The following is a 20860-nucleotide window of genomic DNA, read 5'->3' as shown; positions in this document are numbered from 1 at the left end:
CCGGGGTCAGATCGCGCCGCACTCGCCGTCGGTCAGTTCGCGCAGGATGTCGGCGTGACCCGCGTGGCGGGCCGTCTCCTCGATCATGTGCACCAGGATCCAGCGCAGCGACACCTCGCCGAGCTGCGGGTGCGGCACCACATGGTCGAGGTCGAGGCTCGCGGCGACCGCCCGGGACCGGGCGCAGGCCCGCTCGTACGCGGCGACGAGCTCGGCGACGGTCTCCTGGTCGCCGAGGGTGAAGCTCGCCACCGCGTCCTCTTCCGAGGTCAGGTAGACGTCGCCCGGCTCGGGCGCCAGCAGGGTCGGGAACCAGTTCCGCTCGACCAGTGTCAGGTGCTTGACCAGCCCGGCGAGCGTGGTGGCCGAGGGCACCAGTCGGCGGCCGGCGTCGGCGTCGGAGAGACCGCGCAGCTTGCGCAGCAGCACCCCACGGTGGAAGTCGAGGAACGAACTCAGCACGGCACGCTCGTCGCCGGTGCGGGCGAGCACCGGACCGAGCGATGGATCGATCGTCTGCTCCATCCGCCGACCCTAGCCACGAAGCGGGGCCCTCGCTGCCCCGCTATCCGCTGCGGACCGGCGGTACGACGGGCAGGATGGGCGCATGGCTTCATCCGTGCAGATCCTTCTCGTCGGCGGCACGGCGGACGGGCAGACCATCACCGTCGAGCTGGACAGCAACGGCCGGCCGCCGCTGACCCATCACCACGTCGGCCCGGGTGGGCTGGCCGAGGCGCAGATCTACGAGTTGGAGACCGCCCGCGAGGAGGCCCGCGAGTGGCGCTACCGGTGGACCGGCCCGGCGGTGTGACCGCCCCGGCTCAGACCCGGGTGAGGGCCTGGCTGCGCAGGCTCTCCAACACGCCCCGGGTGACCTCCGAGGTGCCCCGCGCCTGATCGCACACCTCGGCCACCCGTCGTGCGGTGCCCTCGGCCCGTTGCTCGCGCTCGTCCCACAACCGGTCGACCTCGGCCAGCAGCGGCCCCTCGACCTCGCGTTCCACGCCGCGCAGGGCCGGCACGCCGAGCCGTTGGGCCAGGTCGAAGACCTTGCCGGCGTACGGCAGGGGCAGGAACGGTGTGCCGACCATCGCCGCGAAGATCAGGAAGTGCAGGCGCATCCCGACGGCCAGGTCGAAGTGCCGCATCAGCCCGAGCACCTGCTGCGGCGAGTAGGTGCCGTGCAGGATGCGACCCCGATCGGCCGCGACCATGTGGGACAGCACCCCGTGTGCGTGCCGGATGTCGTCGCGTTCCATGGGCACGAACAGCACGCACGCGTCGATCCGGTGCACCAGGAAGTCACCGATCTGGGCCAGCAGACGGTGGTAACCGTCCACGTCCAGCCGTTCGGCGGCCCGCCCCGGCTCCCGCACGCTTATCCCCACCAGCCGCTGACCCACCGGCACGCCCTCCTCGGCCAGCAGGTGGGCCGGGAACTCCTCCGGTTGCAGGAGGAACGCCGGGTCGGCGGTGACCGTGATCGGGTTCAGCAGGCCGGCCTCCTCCAGCACCATCCGGGACTCCTGGTCCCGCACGGTCACCTGGACCGCGCTGGAGAGCGTCTCCCGGACCATGCCGGTGTCCACCGCCTCGCCGAGCGGCCCGACCCCCACCGCGTACGTGATCAGCGGCAGGCCACGTTCCTGGGCGACCCGGACCACCCGCAGGTAGCGGCGGGCCTCCCGGTCGTAGAGGATGCCTCCCCCGCCCAGGATGAGCAGGTCGAGCTGGGCCAGCACCAGCGCGGAGTCGGTACGGCTGACGCCCTCCCAGGGCACCGCCTCGACGTCCGGGTGGGCGGCCCGGGTGTGCTCCGGGTTACGGGAGAAGACGATGATCCGGGCGTTGGGTTCCTGCGTGCGAAGGTCGGTGAGCAGGCCGGTGAGGATCGCCTCGTCGCCGAGGTTTCGCCCACCGTACGAGCCCAGCACACCGATGGTCAGTCCGCCGCCGTGCGTCATCCGTCGCTCCTCCCCAGGTGCGGTCCGCGCCGGTTTCCCGCTGGTCGGGTGAACAGTCCTGCCGGGGGGACCGTCCTGGGTCGCCAGGTGCCCGGTCGCCGACTCAGCCCGCCCTGTCGATCCGCTTCGCCATCTGCTGCGAGGTGACCTCGAAGCCCAGACTGCGGTAGAGCCCGATCGCCACGGTGTTCGTCCCGAACACGTTCAAGCCCAGCTCGGGTACGCCGAGGTGGGCGAGTTCGACCTCGATGAGCTGGATCATCCGCCGCGCGTAGCCGTGTCCCTGGTGCTCCGGGTGCACCTCGATGTTGTGGATCCAGGCCTGACGGGGGCCGGTTGCCGCGGGCAGGGTCACCCAGATCCAGCCGACCTCGGTGTCGTCGACCCGGCCCAGCCGCAGCAGCGCCCCCTCGGTCGCCGCGCCGGCCGGCAGCGACTCCCGGATCTGGTCGACCGACCGCTCGCGGGCCGCCTCCGGGCTCATCCCCCGATGTGCCACCAGGTCGTCGGCGTACCCCTGCTCCAGCGGCCCAAGCAACCGGGCCAGCTCCGGTGCCGTCATCGGCGTCAACGTCAACTCCACCGCGGCTCTCCCTCGTCGTCGCCAGCGGACAGTGCAGCAGAACCGACCCGGGCCCGCCACCCGGCCCCACGCCGTTCGGCCCGGACGGCCGGGGTGCGCGGCCCGGCCATGATGGCGACGTGCGCATCGCCCACGTCAGCGACAGCCACCTCGACAACCCCGAGGGGGTGGCGACCTCGGTCGGCACCACAGTGGCGCTGCTGCGCGCCGCCGGGCACCGGGTCGTCCTGCACTGCCCGGGCCCCCTGTTGCGGCGTCGCCGACGACCGGGTGAGGTGCCCTCGCTGACGGTGCCGACCCGGCCCTACCGGCTGGCAGTGCCCCGGTCACCGGATGCACCGGCGGACGTGGTGCACGTGCACACCACCGGCCCGCTCGGCGTCGCCGGCCTGCGGTGGGCCACCGCACGGGGCGTACCCACCGTGCTGACCTGGCACACCGACCTGATCGCGTACGCGGCGCACTACCCGGAGATCCCGATCGGGGCCGCGTACGCGGGCCTCCGGCTGGGCCTGCGCTGGCACGCGCGGGACCTGTGGGCGCTCGGCCGGCCCGGCCCTGACCGGCAGACCCGACTGGCGGAACTCGGGCGGTGCCTGCTGGCGCACAGCACTGTCCTGGTGGCGCCTTCGGCGAAGACCGCGTCGATGATGGCGGCGATGGCGGGGCGTACCCCGATCGTGGTCCTGCCGACCCCGGCCGCCGCGCCACACGCCGACGCCGACGACCGGCGGCGGTTGCGGGCCCGGCTGGGCATCCCGACGGACGCGCCGGTCCTGCTCGCGGTGGGCCGGGCCACGCCGGAGAAGAACCCGGAGCTGCTGCTCGCCGCGTTCGCCCAGGTCCGCCAGACGTTGCCGGAGGCCCGCCTGGTGCTGCTGGGTGCCCGACGGCACCGGCTCGCGATCCGCCGGACGGCCCACCGGTACGGGGTGGCCGGCGCGGTGCGCCTGCTGCGCCCGGTGTCGCACGACCGGGTCGGCGCCCACTACCGGGCCGCGGACGTGCTCGCGTTCACCTCGACCACCGACACGCAGGGCCTGGTGCTCTCCGAGGCCGAGGCGTACGGACTGCCGGTGGCCATGGTGGACACCGCGCTGGTCCAGCGGCCGGGCACCGGCACCACCCGTCCGGTCGCCGAGCCCACCGCCGCGGCGTACGGCGCGTTGCTGACCCGGCTGTTGACCGAGCGGGAACTGCGCGCGGACGTGATCCGGGACGGGCGGGCGGCGGTCGCGGCCTGGTCCGGGGAGCGCTACCTGGCCGAGCTGGTCAGGCTGTACGCGGCACTGCCCCCAGCGGAGGCGACGCCGTGACGGCGGCGGAGTCGGGCCGGGACGTCCGCCGGGTCCTGCGGGTGAGCACCGCGGCGGTGGTCGCCGTCGGGCTGGTCCTCGCCCTGTTCGCCGCCCGTGACGAGCCCGTCGAGCTGCTCTTCTACTTCACCGTGCAGGTCAACCTGGCCTACCTGGTGGTGTTGCTGGCCGGTGGCGGTGACCGGCTGCGCACCGCGCTCACCGTCTACCTCGTCGGCACCGCACTGGTCTTCGTCCTGGTGCTGGCCAACCCGTGGAGCCGCTACGCCATGGTGGCGAACGCCGACGCCCGAGGGACGATCTCCGACGCCGGCAACCTGCTGCTGCACGTCGTGGCACCGCCGCTGGCCGCCGCCCACTGGCTCAGCCGTCGACCCCGGGTCGCGCTGCGCCCGGTGTACGCGGTCAACCTGCTCGGCTATCCGCTGGTGTGGCTGACGGTCATCCTGCTCCGGGGGGCGCTGAAGGGTGGTGAGGACCGCTATCTCTACCCGTTCCTCGACGTGCCCCGACTCGGCTATCCCACGGTCGCCCTCAACGCCGTGCTCTTCGCCGTCAGCCTGCTCGTGATCGCCCTGACCGCCGTGCACCTGACCCGCCGTCACGCGCGGTGAGGCGGCTGCCCGTCAGGGTGCCGCGAGCGCCGACTCCAACTGACCCGCCAGCTGCGCCAGGTCGTGCAGGCGCAGGTCGCCGTCGAGCCCCTTCAACGCGGCGGTCAGCGCGCCGGCCGCCCGCCCGGCGCGCAGGCCGACCTCGGCGTCCTCGACAACCAGGCACCGCCCCACGGGTACGCCGAGCAGGGCGGCGGCCCGCAGGTAGCCCTCCGGGTCCGGTTTGCCGACCCGCACGTCGTCGACAGTGACCAGCACCGGAGCGACGATCCCGGCCGCGCCGAGCCGCGCTCGGGCCAGCCGGGCGTCGGCGCTGGTCACCACGGCCCAGGGCAGCCCCAACCGGGCCAGTGTGTCCAGGAGCTCGTGCGTCCCGGGGGTGGCGACCACGTCGGACAGGTCGTCGTACTGCAACGCGAGCTGCCGTGCCGCCGCGGTGGCGACCGCGTGGTCGTCGAGGTCGGGCAACAGCCGGCGGATGGTCCGGTCGGCGGGGCTGCCGTGCGCGATGGCCAGCGCCGCTGCCGGGTCGACCGCGTACTCGGCCGCCCACCGCTCCCAGGCCCGCTCGACGGCCGCGTCCGAGTCGACCAGGGTGCCGTCCATGTCGAACAGCACCGCGCCAATGCCTGCCAGTTCCACGCTCACGCTCCAGTTGTTGCTCGCACCGCGAGGATAGGTCCTCAACCATCCGCCGCGCGGGAGGCGTTCTTCTCACCGAGGGGGTGGGCATGACCGAGACGTTCCACGAGTTCGTGGTGCAGCGTTCGCCGGCCCTGTCCCGGACCGCCTACCTCCTCACCGGCGACCACCAACTCGCCGAAGACCTCGTGCAGACCGCCCTGGCGCGCACCTACCGCCACTGGCGACGCATCCGCGACGGCGACCCGGAGGCGTACGTCCGCCGGGTCATGTACCACCAGCAGGTCTCCTGGTGGCGACGCCGACGCCTCGCCGAACGACTCGAAGCCGAGCCCACCGAACGGGCTGGTGGCGACCACACCGACACCACCGCCCTGCGGCTCACGCTCACCGCCGCGCTGCGCCACCTCACCCCCCGCCAACGGGCCGTCATCGTGCTGCGTTACTACGAGGACCGCACCGAAGCGCAGGTCGCCGACCTGCTCGGCTGCTCTCTCGGCACCGTCAAACGCCACGCCCACGACGCACTGCGCCGACTCCGAGCGGTCGCTCCCGACCTGCTCGACGCCACCGCGGAGAGGAGCACCCGATGACCGCCCGGCTCCGCGACGCGCTGCGTACCGCCGCCGAGGACGTGCCCACCTACCCGGTGTACGAGCGCGCTCTCGCCACCGCCCGTCGCCACCGTCGGCGCCGGGTGGGCGTCGGCGCGGCGGTGTTGGTGCTGCTCGCGTTGGCCGGCGTCGTGGTGCCGCTGACCCGTACCCCTGGCCTCGACGTGGCCGCCACCGCGAACGCCGCGCTGCCCGACCACATCGCCCTGCCGCCGCTCGGCACGCTGCACGTCACCGACCGCCCCCGGCTCGGTCCCGCGTCGGTCGTCTTCGACGGGCCCGCACCGCGTCTGCACGGCTGGAACGACGTGAACGTCGTCGGTGTGGTCGGCGCGGACTCCGACCGCTACCGGATCATGCGGATCGGCGGTGAGTCCGTGGCGGGCAGAACCGTGCACCTCTCCCCCGACGGCAGGTACCTGGCCCGGCCGGACGGAGTCCAGGACGATCCCCCGGGTGTCGAGGTCGTCGACCTGGTCACCGGGCGGACCCAGCGGCTCTCGTCGCCCGTGGACCGCAGTGTCTGGAGCACACCTGTCGGCTGGTCCGCCGACGGCGGGTCGCTAGTGGTCAGCGACGAGGTGCCGGTCGCGTTCGACGGGGCCACGTACACCACAGTGCTGAGCGCGGTAACAGTCGCCGGTAAGCGGTGGACCAGGTTGGCCGCCGGCGCACAGGAGGCGTACGTCGGCTCGACCGTCGCCGCCGCCCCGGGTCGGCTCGCCTACCAGTACGGCCGCACCGTCGCCGTGACCGACCTGGCTGGTCGGGAGCTCTCCTCGTTCGTACTGCCCGACGGCACCTGGCTGGCCGGCAAGGGCGCGTGGCGACCCGACGGCACGAACCTGACACTGGCTGCCCGTGGAACGACCACCACCGAGTGGACTCTGCGCCAGGTCGATCCCGCCAGCGGACGGGATGTCGGTCCGCTGGCACTGCCGGCCGTGTCCGGGGTCGTCTCCATCCGGCTGCTCGGCTGGGCCCCGGACGGGTCGGCGCTGGTGGCGGCCTACCTGCCGGACCCTGCCGCCCCCGACCTGCCGCTGGAGGAGCAGTCGAACCCACCCGCGAGCGACCAGCGCGTGCGCACCGTGCGGGTGCTGGCGCTGACGCCCGGTGCCACCGCGCCGCGCACCGTGCTGACCGCGCCGGACCAGGTGATCGCCGTCGACGTCGCCGACCAGGTGATCCGCAACGGACGCGTCCGTGACGCGCAGCCACCCGGTGGGGTGGGTGGACGGTTCTGGCTCTGGACGGGTCTCCTCACGGTGCTGGTCACCGTGGGTCTGCTGTATGTGAGCCGCCAGCGGATCGCGCTGTGGCGCGACGATCGGCGGATCAGGCGGGCGCGTCGAACTGGTGGGTGAGAGGCGTCACTCGCCCCCGTCCAACACCGGGCGTACCGCGTCGACGAACGAGATCCGGTGCTTCGTCCGTGCCTCGATCGCGGTGATCCACCGCTCCCGGTGCCGCTCGCGTAGCGGCGTCGCCGCGTCGCCCGGCAGGTCACGGAAGCGGCGCTGGTCGGCGTATTCCAGGGTGAGGCTGGTCAGCACTGACCGGGCCACCGACTCGACAGCCGCCGGGCCCTCCAGCAAGACCAGGTTGTACGCCTCGTCCACGGCGCGCATCGCCGCGTACGCCTCGTCGTAGCCGGGCACCGGCTCACTCCCGCCGGCTTCGAGCCACCGGCGGTCCAACTGCCGGTACGCCTGGTCGCAGGCGCTCAGGAATCCGACGTACGCGTCCCGGCGAAGCTCGTCCCGGCGCGTCGCCCGACGCTCGACGCTCTCCTGCCGGGCGACGGTGAGCTGGTGGGCCAGTTGCCGGCGGGTGCTGAGCGCGCCGACCAGCCCGGTCAGGCCGGCGGCGGCCAAGGTGGACAGTGAGGTGATCAGCGCGACGGCGACGGTGTCCTGCACCCGCCCATCATCGCGGTGCCCGGAACGAGGGTCGCCGCCCGGTGGCGCGACGCGGTGGGTCAGCCTTCAGGCGTCAGGGCAGTTCGTAGCCCGCTTCCTCGACCGCGGCCCGCACGTCGACGATGTCGAGGAAGCGGTCACTGTTCACCGTGACGGTGTCGTTCTCGACATCCACCACCACGGCGGTGACGCCGGGGATTCGCTCGATCTCCTCGGTGACGAAGCCTGCGCAGTGCCCGCAGGCCATGCCGACCACGCGATAGGTTCGGACGCTCATGTCGCCACCCGATCCTGGTTACCGGCCTCGACGGGAACCGAACGGGTGAGCATGTGCGCCCGGCGCATTCGCCCGTCGACAGCGAACTGCCCGAAGAAGTGGACCTCCACACTGCCTGCCCGCTTCGAGGTCTGGAAGTGCAGCGTGTAGCGGGCGGCGACCCGGTTCCCGTCTGCTATCGCCTCATGCACCTCCCACCGGGCGTTTGTCTGGTGCTTCCGCGCCGGGCGGGTGTGCGCGATGAGCTTGGTGCGGTCCATCAGGTTGCCGTCGGCGAACTGCACAATGTCGGGCGTGTGGTAACGGTCGACAACCACTGCCGGATCCTCGTCGCCGCGAACCAGGTCGTTCATGAAAGAGGTGAAGAAGTTTGCGATGAACTCCTTCGGACTGACGCCCTCGAGACCGCCCATGCCACCCACCGATCAGCTCGCGATGAGACCAATCTTTACAGCTTGTAAAATATCGTCCTCCTACAAATTTGACAAGGCGTAAGAGATGACTGGCTCAGCAGACCGCCACCGACGTGCCGACGCCCGCCGCAACAGCAGCGCGATCCTCGACGCGGCGGTCCGACTACTCGACGCGCAGCCCGACGCGAGCCTCGACGCCATCGCCAGCGCCGCCGGCGTGACCCGGCAAACCGTCTACGCCCACTTCCCGTCCCGCGAGCACCTGATGGCGGCCGTGGTGCGACGGATCACCGACGAGGCCGTCGCCGCGATGGACGCCGCCGAACCCGACGACGGATCCGCCACGGACGCGCTGATCCGCGTCCTCGAAGCCGGCGCCCAGACCGCCGGACGCTATCCGGTTCTCATCCAGCAGATCGCATCGCTTCCGGTGAGCCCGAACGTCGACGAGGAACGCCACGCACCGGTCGCCGAACGGATCAATCGCGTGATTCGGCGCGGTCAGGCGAGCGGCGAGTTCGACAAAGGACTGCCAGCCGGCTGGTTGGCCACGATCACCATCAAACTCGGCCACGCCGCGGGCGAGGAGGTCGACGCCGGCCGCATGTCTCCGGCCGAGGCCGCCGAGGCGCTGCGTACCGCCCTGATCAGGATGCTGCGCCCCGGAGCATGACCAGGTGCGAGCAGTGCGACATCCTCCCGCCGGTGAAGGCAAGCCGGCGGTGCTTCGACGCGGCTGGTTCTCGGCAGATGGTGAAGGGTGGGCGCGGCAGGTTTCGAACCTGCGACCCCCCGCTTGTAAGGCGGGTGCTCTCCCACTGAGCTACGCGCCCGGATCGCCCGTGCGGCGGGCCGGTGGCTGGCAAGCTTACCCTGCCCGTCGCCGACCCGGGCGCACGGCGTACCCCGGTCAGACTGTCGCTTCGGCGATGGCCTTGCGCCAGGCCAACTGGTCGCGGGCCTCGCCCGGGCCGTTCATCTCGGCGAAGCGGACCACGCCCGTCCTGTCGATGACGAAGGTGCCCCGGTTGGCGAAGCCGGCGACGTCGTTGAAGACCCCGTACGCCTGGGCGACGCCGCCGTGCGGCCAGAAGTCGGCCAGCATGGGGAACTGGTAGCCCTCGCGGTCGGCCCAGATCTTGTGGCTGTAGACCGAGTCGACGCTGACGGTCAGCACCTGGACGTCGTCGTTCGCGTACTCGTCGAGGTTGTCCCGCACCTCCCGCAACTCGCCCTGGCAGGTGCCGGTGAACGCGAGCGGGTAGAAGACCAGCAGGACCGCGCGCCTGCCTCGGAAGTCGGAGAGCCGGACCTCCTGGTTGTTCTGGTCCTTCAGCACGAAGTCGGGCGCCTCGGCGCCAACCTCGATGGGCATGCGAACACTCCTCGGCTCGGTCAGAGGGACGGCACCAGCCTGCCGCCCGGCGGTGCGGACCGCCGGGCGCGCGAAGCGGGGTGGGCTACTTCTTGGCCTTGGCCCCTCGGCGCAGCACCAGTCGGGCCCCGCTCCAGTCCCGACCGGCATTGACGGTCGAGGTCTGCTGGAGGCCTGCGGTGGGCGCGGACTCCGCGACCTCACTCGGCTCGACGTGCCCGTCACGCCCCGCCTTCGGGGTGAGAAGCCACACGACGCCGTTGTCGGCCAGCGGGCCCAGGGCATCGACGAGAAGCTCGAAGAGGTCACCGTCGCCTTCCCGGTACCAGACCAGCACCGCGTCGACCACCTCGTCGGTGTCCTCGTCGACCAGATCTCCACAGCGGTCGGTCAGGGCGTCTCGGAGATCCTGGTCGACGTCGTCGTCGTACCCCATCTCCATGACGACCATCCCCGGTTCGATCCCGAACCGGTCCGCCAGGCTGCGTACCCCGTCGGCGGCCTGACCAGCGGTCGCGCTCACTGTCGCGTGCCTCCTCATCTCGTACCTGCTCGCGGCGTCGGTGCGACGCCGTCAGGCAAAGTCCACACAGTTGTGGGTCCCCGCGCAAGTGGCGCACCGGGTGGAACGGAATTTACCGTGCCAGCAGCGTACGGGCACCGTCGGTAATGGCGTCCGTGGAGACCAGAACGTGACGCGCTGCCGGACCTAATGGTACAAACGAGTCAACTCCGGCTACTCGTCGCGCTGCACCGACGTAACCGGCGTCGACCAGAGCGGCGATCACTCCCTCGCCGACCCCGCCGGATCGGCGAGTCTCGTCCACCACCAGCACCCGGCCCGTCGCCGAGGACTCGCGGATGATGTCGGCCACCGGCAGCGGGGCCAGCCAGCGCAGATCCACGACCCGGGTGCCGACCCCCTCCTCGGCGAGGACGGCCGCAGCCCGCAGCGACATCCGCACGCCGTTACCGAAGGTGATGATGGTCAGGTCGTCCGCCGACCCGACCCGGTAGACCCGGGCCCGGCCGATCGGCACGTGCCCGGCGACCCACGCCCCCGGCTCCGGATAGCCGGCCAGCCACTCCCCGTCACCGTCGGCGTACAGGTCGCGGGTGTGGTAGAGCGCGATCGGCTCCAGGAACACGCACACACTGCCGTCGACCGCCGCGCTGGCCAGGCAGGTCCGCAGCATGGGCGCGGCGTCGTCCGGCCGCGCCGGCACCGCGACCACCAGACCCGGCACATCCCGGAGTACGGCCACCGAGTTGTCGTTGTGGAAGTGCCCGCCGAACCCCTCCTGGTACGCCAACCCGGCCACCCGGACGACCATCGGGTTGCGGAACGCCCCCTGCGAGAAGAACCGCATGGTGGCCGCCTCACCGCGCAGCTGGTCCTCGGCGTTGTGCAGGTACGCCAGGTACTGGATCTCCGGCACCGGCAGCATGCCGGCCAGCCCCGCGCCCAGCCCCAACCCCAGCACCGACGTCTCGTCGAGCAGGGTGTCGAAGACCCGGGCCGGCCCGAAACGGTCCCGCAGCCCCTTCGTCACCCCGTACACGCCACCCTTGGCGGCCACGTCCTCACCGAACACCGCCATCTGCGGGTGGTCGAGCATCCCGTCGGCGAGCGCCGCGTTGATGCTCTGCGCAAGGGTCAGCGGACCGGTCAGCTCCGGTGGCTTGCCGCCGAACGCCTCCGCCCGGGCGCCCGCGCCCGGGCCGCTGGCCCGCGCCGCGGCGTCGGCCACCGCCCGGGCCACCCGCACCGGCCGGCGGGGCGCCAGCGCCGACACCACGTCGGCCGCCGACGCCAGCTTCGGCTCGCCCAGCACCTCCTCGGCCAACCGGCGTACCTGCCAGCCGGTCTCGTCGTACCGGGCCAGCAGCTCCTCGCCGGTCGCCACCCCGGCGTCGACGAGCAGGCGCGCGGTGGCCGCCACCGGATCGCGGTCCAGGTCCTCGGCCAGCTCGGCCGGGCTGCGGTACGCCGACTCCGCGTCCGCCCCGGCGTGCCCCATCAGCCGGACCGTGCGCAGGTGCAGGACCGCCGGGCGGCGGTTCCGGCGTACCCAGGCAGCGGCCTCCGCCGCCACCGCGTACGCCCGCACGGGGTCGGCCCCGTCCGCGCTGAAGTAGCGGATGCCCGGCTTGGCCCGCAGGGTCGCCTCGACCCAGCCCTCCGGTGACCGGACGCTGATGCCCAGCCCGTTGTCCTCGCAGACGAAGAGCACCGGGATGCGCAGCCCGGCGTGGTCGTACCACCCGGCGGTGTTGAAGGCGGCGGTGGCGCTGGCGTGGTTGACCGAGGCGTCGCCGAACGAGCAGACAACTATCGCGTCCGGCGGCCACGGGACGTGCGCGGCGCCCGCGCCGCTGCCGACCCGCACCCCGGCTCCGGTACGCCGCCCGGCGCTGTCCAGCCGGCGCAGCCGTTCCACGGCCAGTCCCATTCCCACCGCGCGGGGCAGATGCGAGGCGATGGTGGAGGTCGTCGGCACGACGGCCAGGTCGGCCCGGCCGAACACCTTGTGCCGGCCACCTGCGATCGGCTCCTCGCTGGAGGCGACCATCCCGCGCAGCACGTCCCGGGCCGCGTCCGCGTACGCGCCGAACCCGCCTGCCGGGGCCGGCTCCGGCCCGGACGGATCAGGATCGGCGGTCGAGTCGGCGTCGGTCGACGCTGGATCGCTGCTGGCCCGCCGGTCGCTGCTCGCCGTTGGACCGGCGGTCGACCCCGGGTCGCCGGTCGGCGCTGGGTCGGCGGCGGAGTCCGGCTCGCCCGACGGCGACGCGGCGGCGGCCTGGGCGGCGCGGAGGCAGTAGAAGGCACCGGAGCGGTAGTGCAGCAACGCCGGATCGGTGGGGCGCAGCGCGGCGGCGACCGCGGCGTTGCCCTCGTGCCCGGCGGAACCGATGGTGTAGAAACCCTCCCCGAAGCTGCGCAGCCAGCGGCCGGCCAGGTCGAGCTGCCGGCTCGTCACCTGCGCGTCGAACAGGTCGAGCACCTGCGCGCCGGTCAGTGGAGCATCGTCGGTGATCGGGTCAGCGGGGTCACGCCGACGCTCCGCGGCAGGCAGCGTCGCCAGCGTCTCCCGGAACCGGTCGTCGAGGTCTTGCGGGGTGGTCACGTCGCACAGCATTACCGACGGGAGGGCTGCTCGCCCAGTGGGACACGGCCGTCGCGGGCCGACTCACTCCGGACCGCAGGGCTCCGGCCAACCACCGTCAGACGCCTTCCAGACCAGGTCACGAAGGGTGCGCAGCTCTTCGTCGGTCAGCCCGGACAGGAGTCGGGAGTCGGACATCACCATGGTCACCCGGTCCCGTTCGACGCGGCCCTTCTCGGTCACCACCAACGTCTTCTGCCGGCGGTCCGCCGGGTCGGTGCGTCGTTCCACCAACCCGGCCTGTTCCAGCTTGTCGACCAGCACCGTCACGTTCGACCGGTCGCAGCCCAGTTGGCCGGCGAGATCACGAGCCGGCAGCGGGCGGTCCGGGTCCAGTTGATGCAACGCCCGCGCCGTCGCCGGAGTGAGCCCCAACTCGGCGAACGCGGCACCCTGTCGGTGTCGCAGGGCGTCGCTGACGTGGGCCATCCGGCGCAGCACATCGGCGGCGAGACCAGCCCGATCCACCGGCCCACCTGCTACGGAACCCACCTCCTGCGGCACTGCCACATCGTACGCACCGGGCGGGCCCGGTCGGCTCAGCGTTCGCACCTCGACAAGATCCGCACAACGTCGGGGACAGTGCTGCCTCAGCCCGCGTCGAGGCAGCAACTTCGGGGATGTTGCGCGGATCTCGAGGCGAAACGGAGCGTCAGCCCGGGAGGAAGGAGAAGCGGACCTGTCGGGTCGGGTTGTCACCGTTGGTGTCGACGAGGCAGATCGACTGCCAGGTGCCGAGCACCAGACGGCCGCCCAGCACCGGCAGCGTGGCGTACGGCGGCACGAACGCCGGAAGCACGTGGTCGCGGCCGTGGCCGGGCGAGCCGTGCCGGTGCCGCCAGCGGTCCTGGGTCGGTAGCAGGTCGTCCAATGCGCTGAGCAGGTCGTCGTCGGATCCCGAGCCGGTCTCGATGATCGCCAGGCCGGCGGTGGCGTGCGGCACGAAGACGTGCAGGAGTCCGTCGCCCTCACCGGAGACGAACTGCTGGGCCTCCGCTGTGATGTCGCGGACGGCCGGGCGGGACCCGGTCTGGACGGTGATCACGTCAGTGCGCATACGTCGCATTCTGCCGCAACCTGCGGTCAGGAACCGCCGCCACCGCCCCCGGAGTCCCCACCACCGCCGGAGGAGCCACCGCCCCCGAAATCGCCTCCGGAGTGACCGCCGCCTGCGGAGTCACCGTCCCCGCCGCGGGACCAGTCCCAGCCGTTCGAGTCGCCGTAGTACGTCGAGGGAATGCTGGTGTCGGCGTGCCTCTGGCGCGGACCGGGCACACGACGAGGCGCGCGGCGGGGCGCGGGTGCTCGCAGCCCGCCGCGAACCTGGACCGCGCCGAACGCCATCGCTCCGGCGCCGAGGATCGTGATCGGCAGCGCGGCGGTGTCGCCGGCCAGGAGCACCGGCGCGGAGAGAAGCGCTCCGAGCGCGCCACCCGAAAGGATCATGACGCCGGTTGCCACCCGCCACCCGTTCATGTGCGGCACGGTAGCGAGCCCGGGCAAGCGGGCGGTTTAGGCGGTCGTAGCGCTAAGTTACCGATGAGTACCTGTGTTCAGCATCGCGTCGGGGGCACCTAGGCGTGACGACAGGTGCCACCAGGGGGCAGGATGGCGCTAGAGACCTATCCCACACACAACCGAGGGAACGCCTGTGGCTACGGAACGCAAGCGCCCGGTGATCAGCGACGGCCTACCGAGCCAGCTTCCGGACATCGACCCTGAAGAGACAAGCGAATGGGTCGAGTCGCTTGACGGTGTCATCGACGAGCGCGGCGCCAAACGCGCCCGGTACGTCATGCTGCGCCTGCTGGAGCGCGCCCGTGAGCGCCAGGTCGGGGTTCCGCCCCTGACCACCACCGACTACATCAACACCATCCCGTCGGAGCGCGAACCGTGGTTCCCGGGTGACGAGCACGTCGAGAGGCGGATCCGGGCGTACGTCCGGTGGAACGCCGCGATGCTGGTGCACCGGGCGCAGCGCCCGGAGATCGGCGTCGGCGGGCACATCTCGACCTTCGCCAGCTCGGCGTCGCTCTACGAGGTGGGCTTCAACCACTTCTTCCGGGGCAAGAACCACCCGGGCGGCGGCGACCACATCTTCTACCAGGGCCACGCCTCCCCCGGCATGTACGCGCGGGCGTTCCTGGAGGGGCGGCTCAGCGAGCACCAGCTCGACGGGTTCCGCCAGGAGTTGTCGCACCCCGGCGGCGGGCTGCCGTCGTACCCGCACCCGCGGCTGATGCCGGACTTCTGGGAGTTCCCCACCGTCTCGATGGGTCTCGGCGGTCTGAACGCGATCTACCAGGCCCGGTTCAACCGGTACCTGCAGCACCGCGGCATCAAGGACACCTCGCAGCAGCACGTCTGGGCATTCCTGGGCGACGGTGAGATGGACGAGCCGGAGACGCTCGGCGCCATCGGTGTGGCCGCCCGCGAGGAGCTGGACAACCTCACCTTCGTGATCAACTGCAACCTCCAGCGGCTGGACGGCCCGGTCCGGGGCAACGGCAAGGTCATGCAGGAGCTGGAGGCGTTCTTCCGGGGTGCCGGCTGGAACGTGATCAAGGTCGTCTGGGGCCGCGAGTGGGACCCGCTGCTCGCCGCGGACACCGACGGCGCGCTGGTCAACCTCATGAACACCACGACCGACGGCGACTACCAGACCTACAAGGCGGAGTCGGGCGCGTACGTGCGGGAGCACTTCTTCGGGCGCGACGCGCGTACCCGCAAGATGGTCGACCCGCTCAGCGACGACGAGATCTGGAACCTCAAGCGGGGTGGGCACGACTACCGCAAGCTCTACGCGGCCTACAAGGCGGCCACCGAGCACACCGGTCAGCCCACCGTCATCCTGGCGAAGACGATCAAGGGCTGGACGCTCGGCTCGCACTTCGAGGGCCGCAACGCGACCCACCAGATGAAGAAGCTGACGCTGGAGGACCTGAAGACCTTCCGCGACCGGCTCTACCTGGACATCCCGGACAAGGCGCTGGAGGACAACCCCTACCTGCCGCCGTACTACAACCCGGGTGAGAAGTCCGACGAGATCCAGTACCTGAAGGAGCGGCGCGAGCAGCTCGGCGGTTACCTGCCGTCCCGGCGGACCAGCACCAAGCGGCTGGCCATCCCCGGTCCGGAGCGGTTCGCCGACGTCAAGCGCGGCTCGGGCAAGCAGAAGGTGGCCACCACCATGGCCTTCGTCCGCCTGCTCAAGGACATCATGAAGGACAAGGAGTTCGGCAAGCGCTGGGTGCCGATCATCCCGGACGAGGCCCGCACCTTCGGCCTCGACTCGATCTTCCCGACCGCGAAGATCTACTCGCCGCACGGCCAGCGTTACACCTCTGTCGACCGGGAGCTGTTCCTGTCGTACAAGGAGTCGACGACCGGTCAGATCCTGCACGAGGGGATCAACGAGGCCGGTTCGGTGGCCTCGTTCACGGCGGCCGGCTCGGCGTACGCCACCCACGACGAGCCGATGATCCCGATGTACATCTTCTACTCGATGTTCGGGTTCCAGCGGACCGCCGACGGGCTGTGGGCGGCGGCCGACCAGATGGCGCGGGGCTTCCTGCTCGGCGCGACCGCGGGGCGCACCACGCTCAACGGTGAGGGCCTCCAGCACGAGGACGGTCACTCGTTGCTGATCGCCGCCACCAACCCGGCGGTGGTCGCGTACGACCCGGCGTTCTCGTTCGAGATCGCGCACATCATGGAGCACGGCCTGCACCGGATGTACGGGGACGCGCAGGAGAACGTCTTCTACTACCTGACGGTCTACAACGAGCCGATCCTCCAGCCGGCCGAGCCGGCCGGGGTGGACGTGGAGGGCCTGCTCAAGGGCATCTACCGCTACTCCCCGGCACCGGAGGTCGACGGCCCGAAGGCCAACGTGCTCGCCTCCGGCACCGGCATGCAGTGGGCGCTCAAGGCCCAGCAGTTGCTCGCCCAGGACTGGGGGGTGGCCGCCGACGTGTGGTCGGTGACCTCCTGGACGGAGCTGCGCCGCGACGCGGTGGAGACCGAGGAGTACAACCTCCTCAACCCGGGCGCCGAGGCGAAGATCCCGTACATCCAGCAGAAGCTGGCCGACGCGGACGGCCCGAAGGTAGCGGTCAGCGACTGGATGCGGGCCGTACCGGACCTGATCGCCCGGTGGGTGCCCGGTGACTACACGTCGCTCGGCACCGACGGCTTCGGCATGTCGGACACGCGGCACGCGCTGCGCCGGCACTTCCACGTCGACGCCGAGTCGATCGTGGTGGCCACGCTGCGGCAGCTCGCCCGCAGCGGCGCGGTGGCGGCCACCGTGCCGGCCGAGGCGGCGAAGAAGTACGCGATCGACGACGTCAACGCCGCCCCGGTCGGCGAGACCGGCGGCGACAGCTAGACCCGTACGACCAACGAGGGGCCTGGGCGCATCCGCACCCGGGCCCCTCGCCACGCTCACCCCACCCCCGGCCAGCGCCCCACGCCCCCACGCCCCCCACCCCCACGCCAGCGTCGATCATGCAGTTGTGGTGGGGACGAAGCGGTTAGAAAGCCGCGAATTAGGCACCACAAGTCCATGATCGACGCCCGTGAGGGCGAGCGGCAACGGTGAGGGTGGGCGGGAACGGCAGCGGCGGGGGTCCGGGGTCCCTGGCGGGGATCCGGACCACCGCCGTCGCGGGTGACGCCGGGAGGATGGGCTCTCGTCAGCCGACGGCGGCCAGGTCGGTGAGCCGGGCCAGCGAGTCCTCCAGGTCGGCGCCGACCCGGCGCAGTCCGAGGCGCAGCAGGGCTGCCTTGACCGGCCCGGCCGGCCAGCGGACCACGATGAGCCGCACGACGGTCCCGCCCTCCTCCTCGTCGGTGGTGAGCTGGACGTAGATCTCGGTGCGTGCCTCCGCCCGAGCTCCCGCCCCCTTGGCCCGTTCCCGCCAGCCGATCAGCGTCGGCTCCTGGTAGGCGATCACCTCGGCCTCATGCGCCGAGCCGCGCCCCGCCTGGACCAGTTGCCGCCGTCCGAAGCCCTCCCCCGAGAGCACTTCGGCCGCGCGAACCCCCGCCAGCCAGGCCGGCAACTGCTCGGCCCGCTGGACGACATCCCAGACAACTTCAATTGGCGCCGCCACGTGCGCACTGCGTTCAACGAGGATCATTTCCGTCTTCCTCCGGTGAGGACATCCCACGATATCGGCACTCTATGCGCTAAATCGGACTTAAGTGGACGGGTTTGGAAAAAGACACGCCGATCAACCATTGCGGATTGCGCCAGGCCGGCCTATGGCGCATTCATCGAGAGCGCTTTAAAGTCCCGAACACGTTTCACGTTGACCGGGAGGGCGCATGTCGACCGCACCTATGCCCCAGTTCCCCACCGGCTTCCGCTGGGGCGTCTCCACATCGGCCCACCAGATCGAGGGTGCCGCCACCGCCGACGGACGCGGTCCGTCCATCTGGGACACGTTCGCGCACTCGCCCGGCCGGATCAGCGACGGCAGCACGGGTGCGGAGGCCTGCGACCACTACCACCGGCACACCGAGGACGTCGCGTTGCTGGCCGGGCTGGGCGTCTCCGCGTACCGGTTCTCCATCGCCTGGCCCCGGGTGCAGCCCACCGGCACCGGCCCGGCCAACGCGCCCGGCCTGGACTTCTACGACCGACTGGTGGACGAGCTACTGGCCGCCGGCATCGACCCGGTGGCGACGCTCTACCACTGGGATCTGCCCCAACCACTCGAAGACGTCGGCGGCTGGCTGCACCGCGACACCGCCGCCCGATTCGCCGATTACGCCGATCTGACCGCCGCCCGACTCGGCGACCGGGTCCGGCTCTGGATCACCCTGAACGAGCCGTTCATCCACATGAGCATGGGGTACGGGATGGGCGTGCACGCCCCCGGCCGGATGCTGCTCTTCGACGCCTTTCCGGTCGCCCACCACCAACTGCTCGGGCACGGACTCGCTGTCGCCGCGCTGCGGGCCCACACCGCCAGCCCGGTGGCGATCGCCAACAACTACTCCCCGGTGCGGGTGCTCGGCGACAGCGACGCCGACCGGGCCGCCGGTGCCGCGTACGAGGCGCTGCACAACCGACTCTTCACCGATCCGCTGCTCGGACGCGGCTACCCGGAGCTGCCCGGCCTCGACCCGGGCATCGTCCAGCCCGGCGACCTCGACACGATCGCCACACCGATCGACGTGCTCGGGGTCAACTACTACAACCCCACCGGTGTACGCGCTGCCGAGGAGGGCTCTCCGCTCCCGTTCGACCTGGTCCCGTTGGACGGCTACCCGCGCACCGCCTTCGACTGGCCAGTGGCCCCCGACGGGCTGCACGAGCTGCTCGGCTGGCTGCGGGACACCTACGGCGACGCGCTGCCGCCCATCGAGATCACCGAGGGCGGGTGCGCGTACGACGACGCGCCGGACGCGGACGGGCAGGTGGCCGACCCGGAGCGGATCGCGTACCTGGACGGACACCTACGGGCGGTACGGGCCGCCATCGACGACGGAGTCGACGTGCGCGGGTACTTCGTCTGGTCGCTGCTGGACAACTGGGAGTGGGCCGAGGGGTTCACCAAACGCTTCGGCCTCGTGCACGTCGACTACGCCACCCAGACCCGTACGCCGAAGTCGTCGTACACCTGGTTGCGGGACGTCGTCGCGGCCAGCCGGCCGGGGTCGGCGCGGTGACCACACTCGACCCGACGCCGGCGTCGCTGCCGGCGGCGCTCGCCGAGCCGACAGTGCCGGTGCGGCGCAGCTGGATCGGCTTGATCTTCGCGGCCAACCTCGGCGTGTGGATGGCGTTCTTCACGCCCATCCAGGTGCTGCTGCCGCAGCAGATCGAGCAGATCGCGCCCGGCGACAAGGAGAACATGCTGGCCGTGGTCACCGGCCTCGGCGCTCTGGCGGCGGTGCTCGCCAACCCGCTCGCGGGCGCGTTCTCCGACCGGACCTGTCTGCGCGTGGCCGGCCGCGAGTTCGGCCGTCGGCACGTCTGGACGGCGGGCGGGGCCGTGCTCGGCGCGGCGGCCCTGGTGCTGCTGGCCCAGCAACGGACCATCCTCGGCGTCGCCCTCGGCTGGGTCGCCGCGCAGGTCTGCTTCAACGCGATGCTGGCCAGCCTCAGCGCCGCCATCCCGGACCGGGTGCCGGTGGTGCAGCGTGGCGGCGTCTCGGGTTGGGTGGGCATCCCGCAGGCGCTGGGGCTGGTGCTCGGGGCGGTGCTGGTCACCGCAGTGGTCACCGGCAACACCGCCGGCTACCTGGCCATCGCCGTGGCCGTCCTGCTGCTGTCGCTGCCGTTCGCGCTGCTCACCCCCGACGAACCGCTGCCGCGTACCCATCGGCCGGCGATCCGGACGCGGGCGCTGCTGGCCTCGATGTGGATCAACCCTCGTCGGCACCCGGACTTCGCCTGGGCCTGGATCACCCGGTTTTTGGTCCAGCTCGGCAACGCCCTGGGCACCCTCTACCTGCTGTACTTCCTCACCGACGGGGTACGCCACCCCGACCCCGAGGGATCGCTGCTGGTGCTGATCCTGCTCTACACGCTCGGCATGATGCTGACGGCGGTGGTCGCCGGCCGGATGTCGGACCGCTCCGGGCGCCGCAAGATCTACGTGATCGCGTCCGGGCTGATCATGGCGGTGGCGGCGCTGCTGCTCGCTGTCGCGCCGGTCTGGCCGATGGCGATCGTCGCCGCGTTGCTGCTCGGGGCGGGCTACGGCGTCTACCTCTCGGTGGACGCCGCGTTGATCACGCAGGTGCTGCCCCGGGCCACCGACCGGGCCAAGGACCTGGGCGTCATCAACATCGCGAACTCGGCGCCGCAGGTGCTCGGCCCGGCGCTCTCCGCCCCGCTCGTGGTGTACCTGGGCGGCTACCCCACGCTCTACGCGGTCACCGCCGTGGTCACCCTGATCGGCAGCGTGCTGGTGGTCAAGATCCGCTCGGTGCCCTGAGTCGGGGGCCGT

General features: G+C 71.7%; 23 protein-coding genes and 1 tRNA gene. 9 read left to right on the top strand and 15 right to left on the bottom strand.

All coding sequences use genetic code 11. The features are described from left to right. Positions 1-6 precede the first annotated feature (6 nt). On the bottom strand, positions 7-525 hold the full coding sequence (locus FHU34_RS09180) for a DinB family protein (RefSeq protein WP_145779567.1): 519 nt from the start codon (positions 523-525) through the stop codon (positions 7-9). 82 nt (positions 526-607) lie between these two features. On the opposite strand from FHU34_RS09180, the gene FHU34_RS09175 reads away from it, so the two are divergent. After that, positions 608-814 (top strand): hypothetical protein, encoded by a 207-nt coding sequence (locus FHU34_RS09175; RefSeq protein WP_088988245.1) that lies wholly within the window; start codon positions 608-610, stop codon positions 812-814. A gap of 10 nt (positions 815-824) precedes the next feature. On the opposite strand, the gene FHU34_RS09170 is transcribed toward FHU34_RS09175, so the two are convergent. Together FHU34_RS09170 and FHU34_RS09165 are read right to left on the bottom strand one after the other, a co-directional pair. Continuing rightward, positions 825-1967, bottom strand: coding sequence for a polysaccharide pyruvyl transferase family protein (locus tag FHU34_RS09170; protein WP_145779566.1), 1143 nt, complete (start codon positions 1965-1967; stop codon positions 825-827). A 103-nt stretch (positions 1968-2070) separates the two neighbouring features. Beyond that, positions 2071-2550, bottom strand: coding sequence for a GNAT family N-acetyltransferase (locus FHU34_RS09165; RefSeq protein ID WP_167524784.1), 480 nt, complete (start codon positions 2548-2550; stop codon positions 2071-2073). Between the two features lie 119 nt (positions 2551-2669). Here FHU34_RS09165 and FHU34_RS09160 point away from each other — a divergent pair, with 119 nt between their 5' ends. Both FHU34_RS09160 and FHU34_RS09155 read left to right on the top strand, forming a co-directional pair. Further along, positions 2670-3866, top strand: coding sequence for a glycosyltransferase (locus FHU34_RS09160; protein ID WP_167524783.1), 1197 nt, complete (start codon positions 2670-2672; stop codon positions 3864-3866). After that, the gene (locus tag FHU34_RS09155) at positions 3863-4480 is read left to right on the top strand and encodes a Pr6Pr family membrane protein (RefSeq protein WP_145779563.1); all 618 of its coding nucleotides are present in this window, start codon (positions 3863-3865) and stop codon (positions 4478-4480) included. Before FHU34_RS09160 ends, FHU34_RS09155 begins: the two co-directional genes overlap by 4 nt. A 12-nt stretch (positions 4481-4492) precedes the next feature. Here FHU34_RS09155 and FHU34_RS09150 read toward each other — a convergent pair whose 3' ends face one another. After that, entirely contained in the window at positions 4493-5128 is a 636-nt protein-coding gene (locus FHU34_RS09150; RefSeq protein WP_244311592.1) for an HAD-IA family hydrolase, read from the bottom strand. Between the two features lie 83 nt (positions 5129-5211). Here FHU34_RS09150 and FHU34_RS09145 point away from each other — a divergent pair, with 83 nt between their 5' ends. Both FHU34_RS09145 and FHU34_RS09140 read left to right on the top strand, forming a co-directional pair. Beyond that, the gene (locus FHU34_RS09145; protein ID WP_145779562.1) at positions 5212-5715 is read left to right on the top strand and encodes a SigE family RNA polymerase sigma factor; all 504 of its coding nucleotides are present in this window, start codon (positions 5212-5214) and stop codon (positions 5713-5715) included. After that, positions 5712-7103, top strand: a complete 1392-nt coding sequence (locus FHU34_RS09140) for a hypothetical protein (protein ID WP_145779561.1) — start codon at positions 5712-5714, stop codon at positions 7101-7103. The genes FHU34_RS09145 and FHU34_RS09140 overlap by 4 nt, the downstream gene beginning before the upstream one ends. Positions 7104-7109: 6 nt before the next feature. Here the strand turns inward: FHU34_RS09140 and FHU34_RS09135 are convergent, their stop codons facing one another. The 3 genes from FHU34_RS09135 to FHU34_RS09125 form a co-directional block, all read right to left on the bottom strand. Then, positions 7110-7658 (bottom strand): hypothetical protein, encoded by a 549-nt coding sequence (locus FHU34_RS09135; protein WP_145779560.1) that lies wholly within the window; start codon positions 7656-7658, stop codon positions 7110-7112. A gap of 73 nt (positions 7659-7731) precedes the next feature. Next, positions 7732-7935, bottom strand: coding sequence for a heavy-metal-associated domain-containing protein (locus FHU34_RS09130; RefSeq protein ID WP_145779559.1), 204 nt, complete (start codon positions 7933-7935; stop codon positions 7732-7734). Beyond that, entirely contained in the window at positions 7932-8348 is a 417-nt protein-coding gene (locus FHU34_RS09125) for a nuclear transport factor 2 family protein (RefSeq protein ID WP_145779558.1), read from the bottom strand. The genes FHU34_RS09130 and FHU34_RS09125 overlap by 4 nt, the downstream gene beginning before the upstream one ends. Positions 8349-8433: 85 nt before the next feature. On the opposite strand from FHU34_RS09125, the gene FHU34_RS09120 reads away from it, so the two are divergent. Beyond that, entirely contained in the window at positions 8434-9021 is a 588-nt protein-coding gene (locus FHU34_RS09120) for a TetR/AcrR family transcriptional regulator (RefSeq protein ID WP_145779557.1), read from the top strand. Positions 9022-9109: 88 nt separating this feature from the next. Here FHU34_RS09120 and FHU34_RS09115 read toward each other — a convergent pair. The 7 genes from FHU34_RS09115 to FHU34_RS09085 all read right to left on the bottom strand — a co-directional run bounded on the left by FHU34_RS09115 (position 9110) and on the right by FHU34_RS09085 (position 14369). After that, positions 9110-9181 (bottom strand) — tRNA-Val (locus FHU34_RS09115). Between the two features lie 77 nt (positions 9182-9258). Then, the gene (locus FHU34_RS09110) at positions 9259-9723 is read right to left on the bottom strand and encodes a peroxiredoxin (RefSeq protein WP_145779556.1); all 465 of its coding nucleotides are present in this window, start codon (positions 9721-9723) and stop codon (positions 9259-9261) included. An 85-nt stretch (positions 9724-9808) separates the two neighbouring features. Next, positions 9809-10246 (bottom strand): DUF3052 domain-containing protein, encoded by a 438-nt coding sequence (locus FHU34_RS09105; protein ID WP_145779555.1) that lies wholly within the window; start codon positions 10244-10246, stop codon positions 9809-9811. A gap of 112 nt (positions 10247-10358) precedes the next feature. Next, a complete protein-coding gene (locus FHU34_RS09100) occupies positions 10359-12866 on the bottom strand; it encodes a thiamine pyrophosphate-dependent enzyme (RefSeq protein ID WP_145779554.1) in 2508 nt (835 codons plus the stop codon). Between the two features lie 51 nt (positions 12867-12917). After that, positions 12918-13322 carry a MarR family winged helix-turn-helix transcriptional regulator gene (locus FHU34_RS09095; RefSeq protein ID WP_145785501.1) on the bottom strand — a complete coding sequence of 135 codons (405 nt, stop codon included), beginning with the start codon at positions 13320-13322 and terminating at the stop codon, positions 12918-12920. 223 nt (positions 13323-13545) lie between these two features. Continuing rightward, a complete protein-coding gene (locus FHU34_RS09090; protein ID WP_167524782.1) occupies positions 13546-13950 on the bottom strand; it encodes a YjbQ family protein in 405 nt (134 codons plus the stop codon). A 26-nt stretch (positions 13951-13976) separates the two neighbouring features. Continuing rightward, complete coding sequence (locus FHU34_RS09085) at positions 13977-14369, bottom strand: hypothetical protein (RefSeq protein ID WP_145779552.1); 393 nt, start codon at positions 14367-14369, stop codon at positions 13977-13979. Positions 14370-14544: 175 nt separating this feature from the next. Here FHU34_RS09085 and aceE point away from each other — a divergent pair, with 175 nt between their 5' ends. Beyond that, positions 14545-17283 carry a pyruvate dehydrogenase (acetyl-transferring), homodimeric type gene (gene aceE / locus FHU34_RS09080; RefSeq protein ID WP_145779551.1) on the top strand — a complete coding sequence of 913 codons (2739 nt, stop codon included), beginning with the start codon at positions 14545-14547 and terminating at the stop codon, positions 17281-17283. Positions 17284-17590: 307 nt separating this feature from the next. Here the strand turns inward: aceE and FHU34_RS09075 are convergent, their stop codons facing one another. After that, positions 17591-18037 carry an SRPBCC family protein gene (locus tag FHU34_RS09075; protein ID WP_088949558.1) on the bottom strand — a complete coding sequence of 149 codons (447 nt, stop codon included), beginning with the start codon at positions 18035-18037 and terminating at the stop codon, positions 17591-17593. Between the two features lie 187 nt (positions 18038-18224). Between FHU34_RS09075 and FHU34_RS09070 the strand changes: the two genes are divergently transcribed. Both FHU34_RS09070 and FHU34_RS09065 read left to right on the top strand, forming a co-directional pair. Then, positions 18225-19574: a GH1 family beta-glucosidase gene (locus tag FHU34_RS09070; protein WP_145779550.1), complete on the top strand. Its 1350-nt coding sequence runs from the start codon at positions 18225-18227 to the stop codon at positions 19572-19574. Next, positions 19571-20848, top strand: coding sequence for an MFS transporter (locus FHU34_RS09065; protein WP_145779549.1), 1278 nt, complete (start codon positions 19571-19573; stop codon positions 20846-20848). Before FHU34_RS09070 ends, FHU34_RS09065 begins: the two co-directional genes overlap by 4 nt. Positions 20849-20860: the final 12 nt, after the last annotated feature.

This window comes from Micromonospora taraxaci, assembly GCF_007830095.1.
Classification (GTDB): domain Bacteria; phylum Actinomycetota; class Actinomycetes; order Mycobacteriales; family Micromonosporaceae; genus Micromonospora; species Micromonospora taraxaci.
Note: the sequence above shows the minus strand (reverse complement) of the source record. Positions and strands in the feature narration are given on the sequence as shown.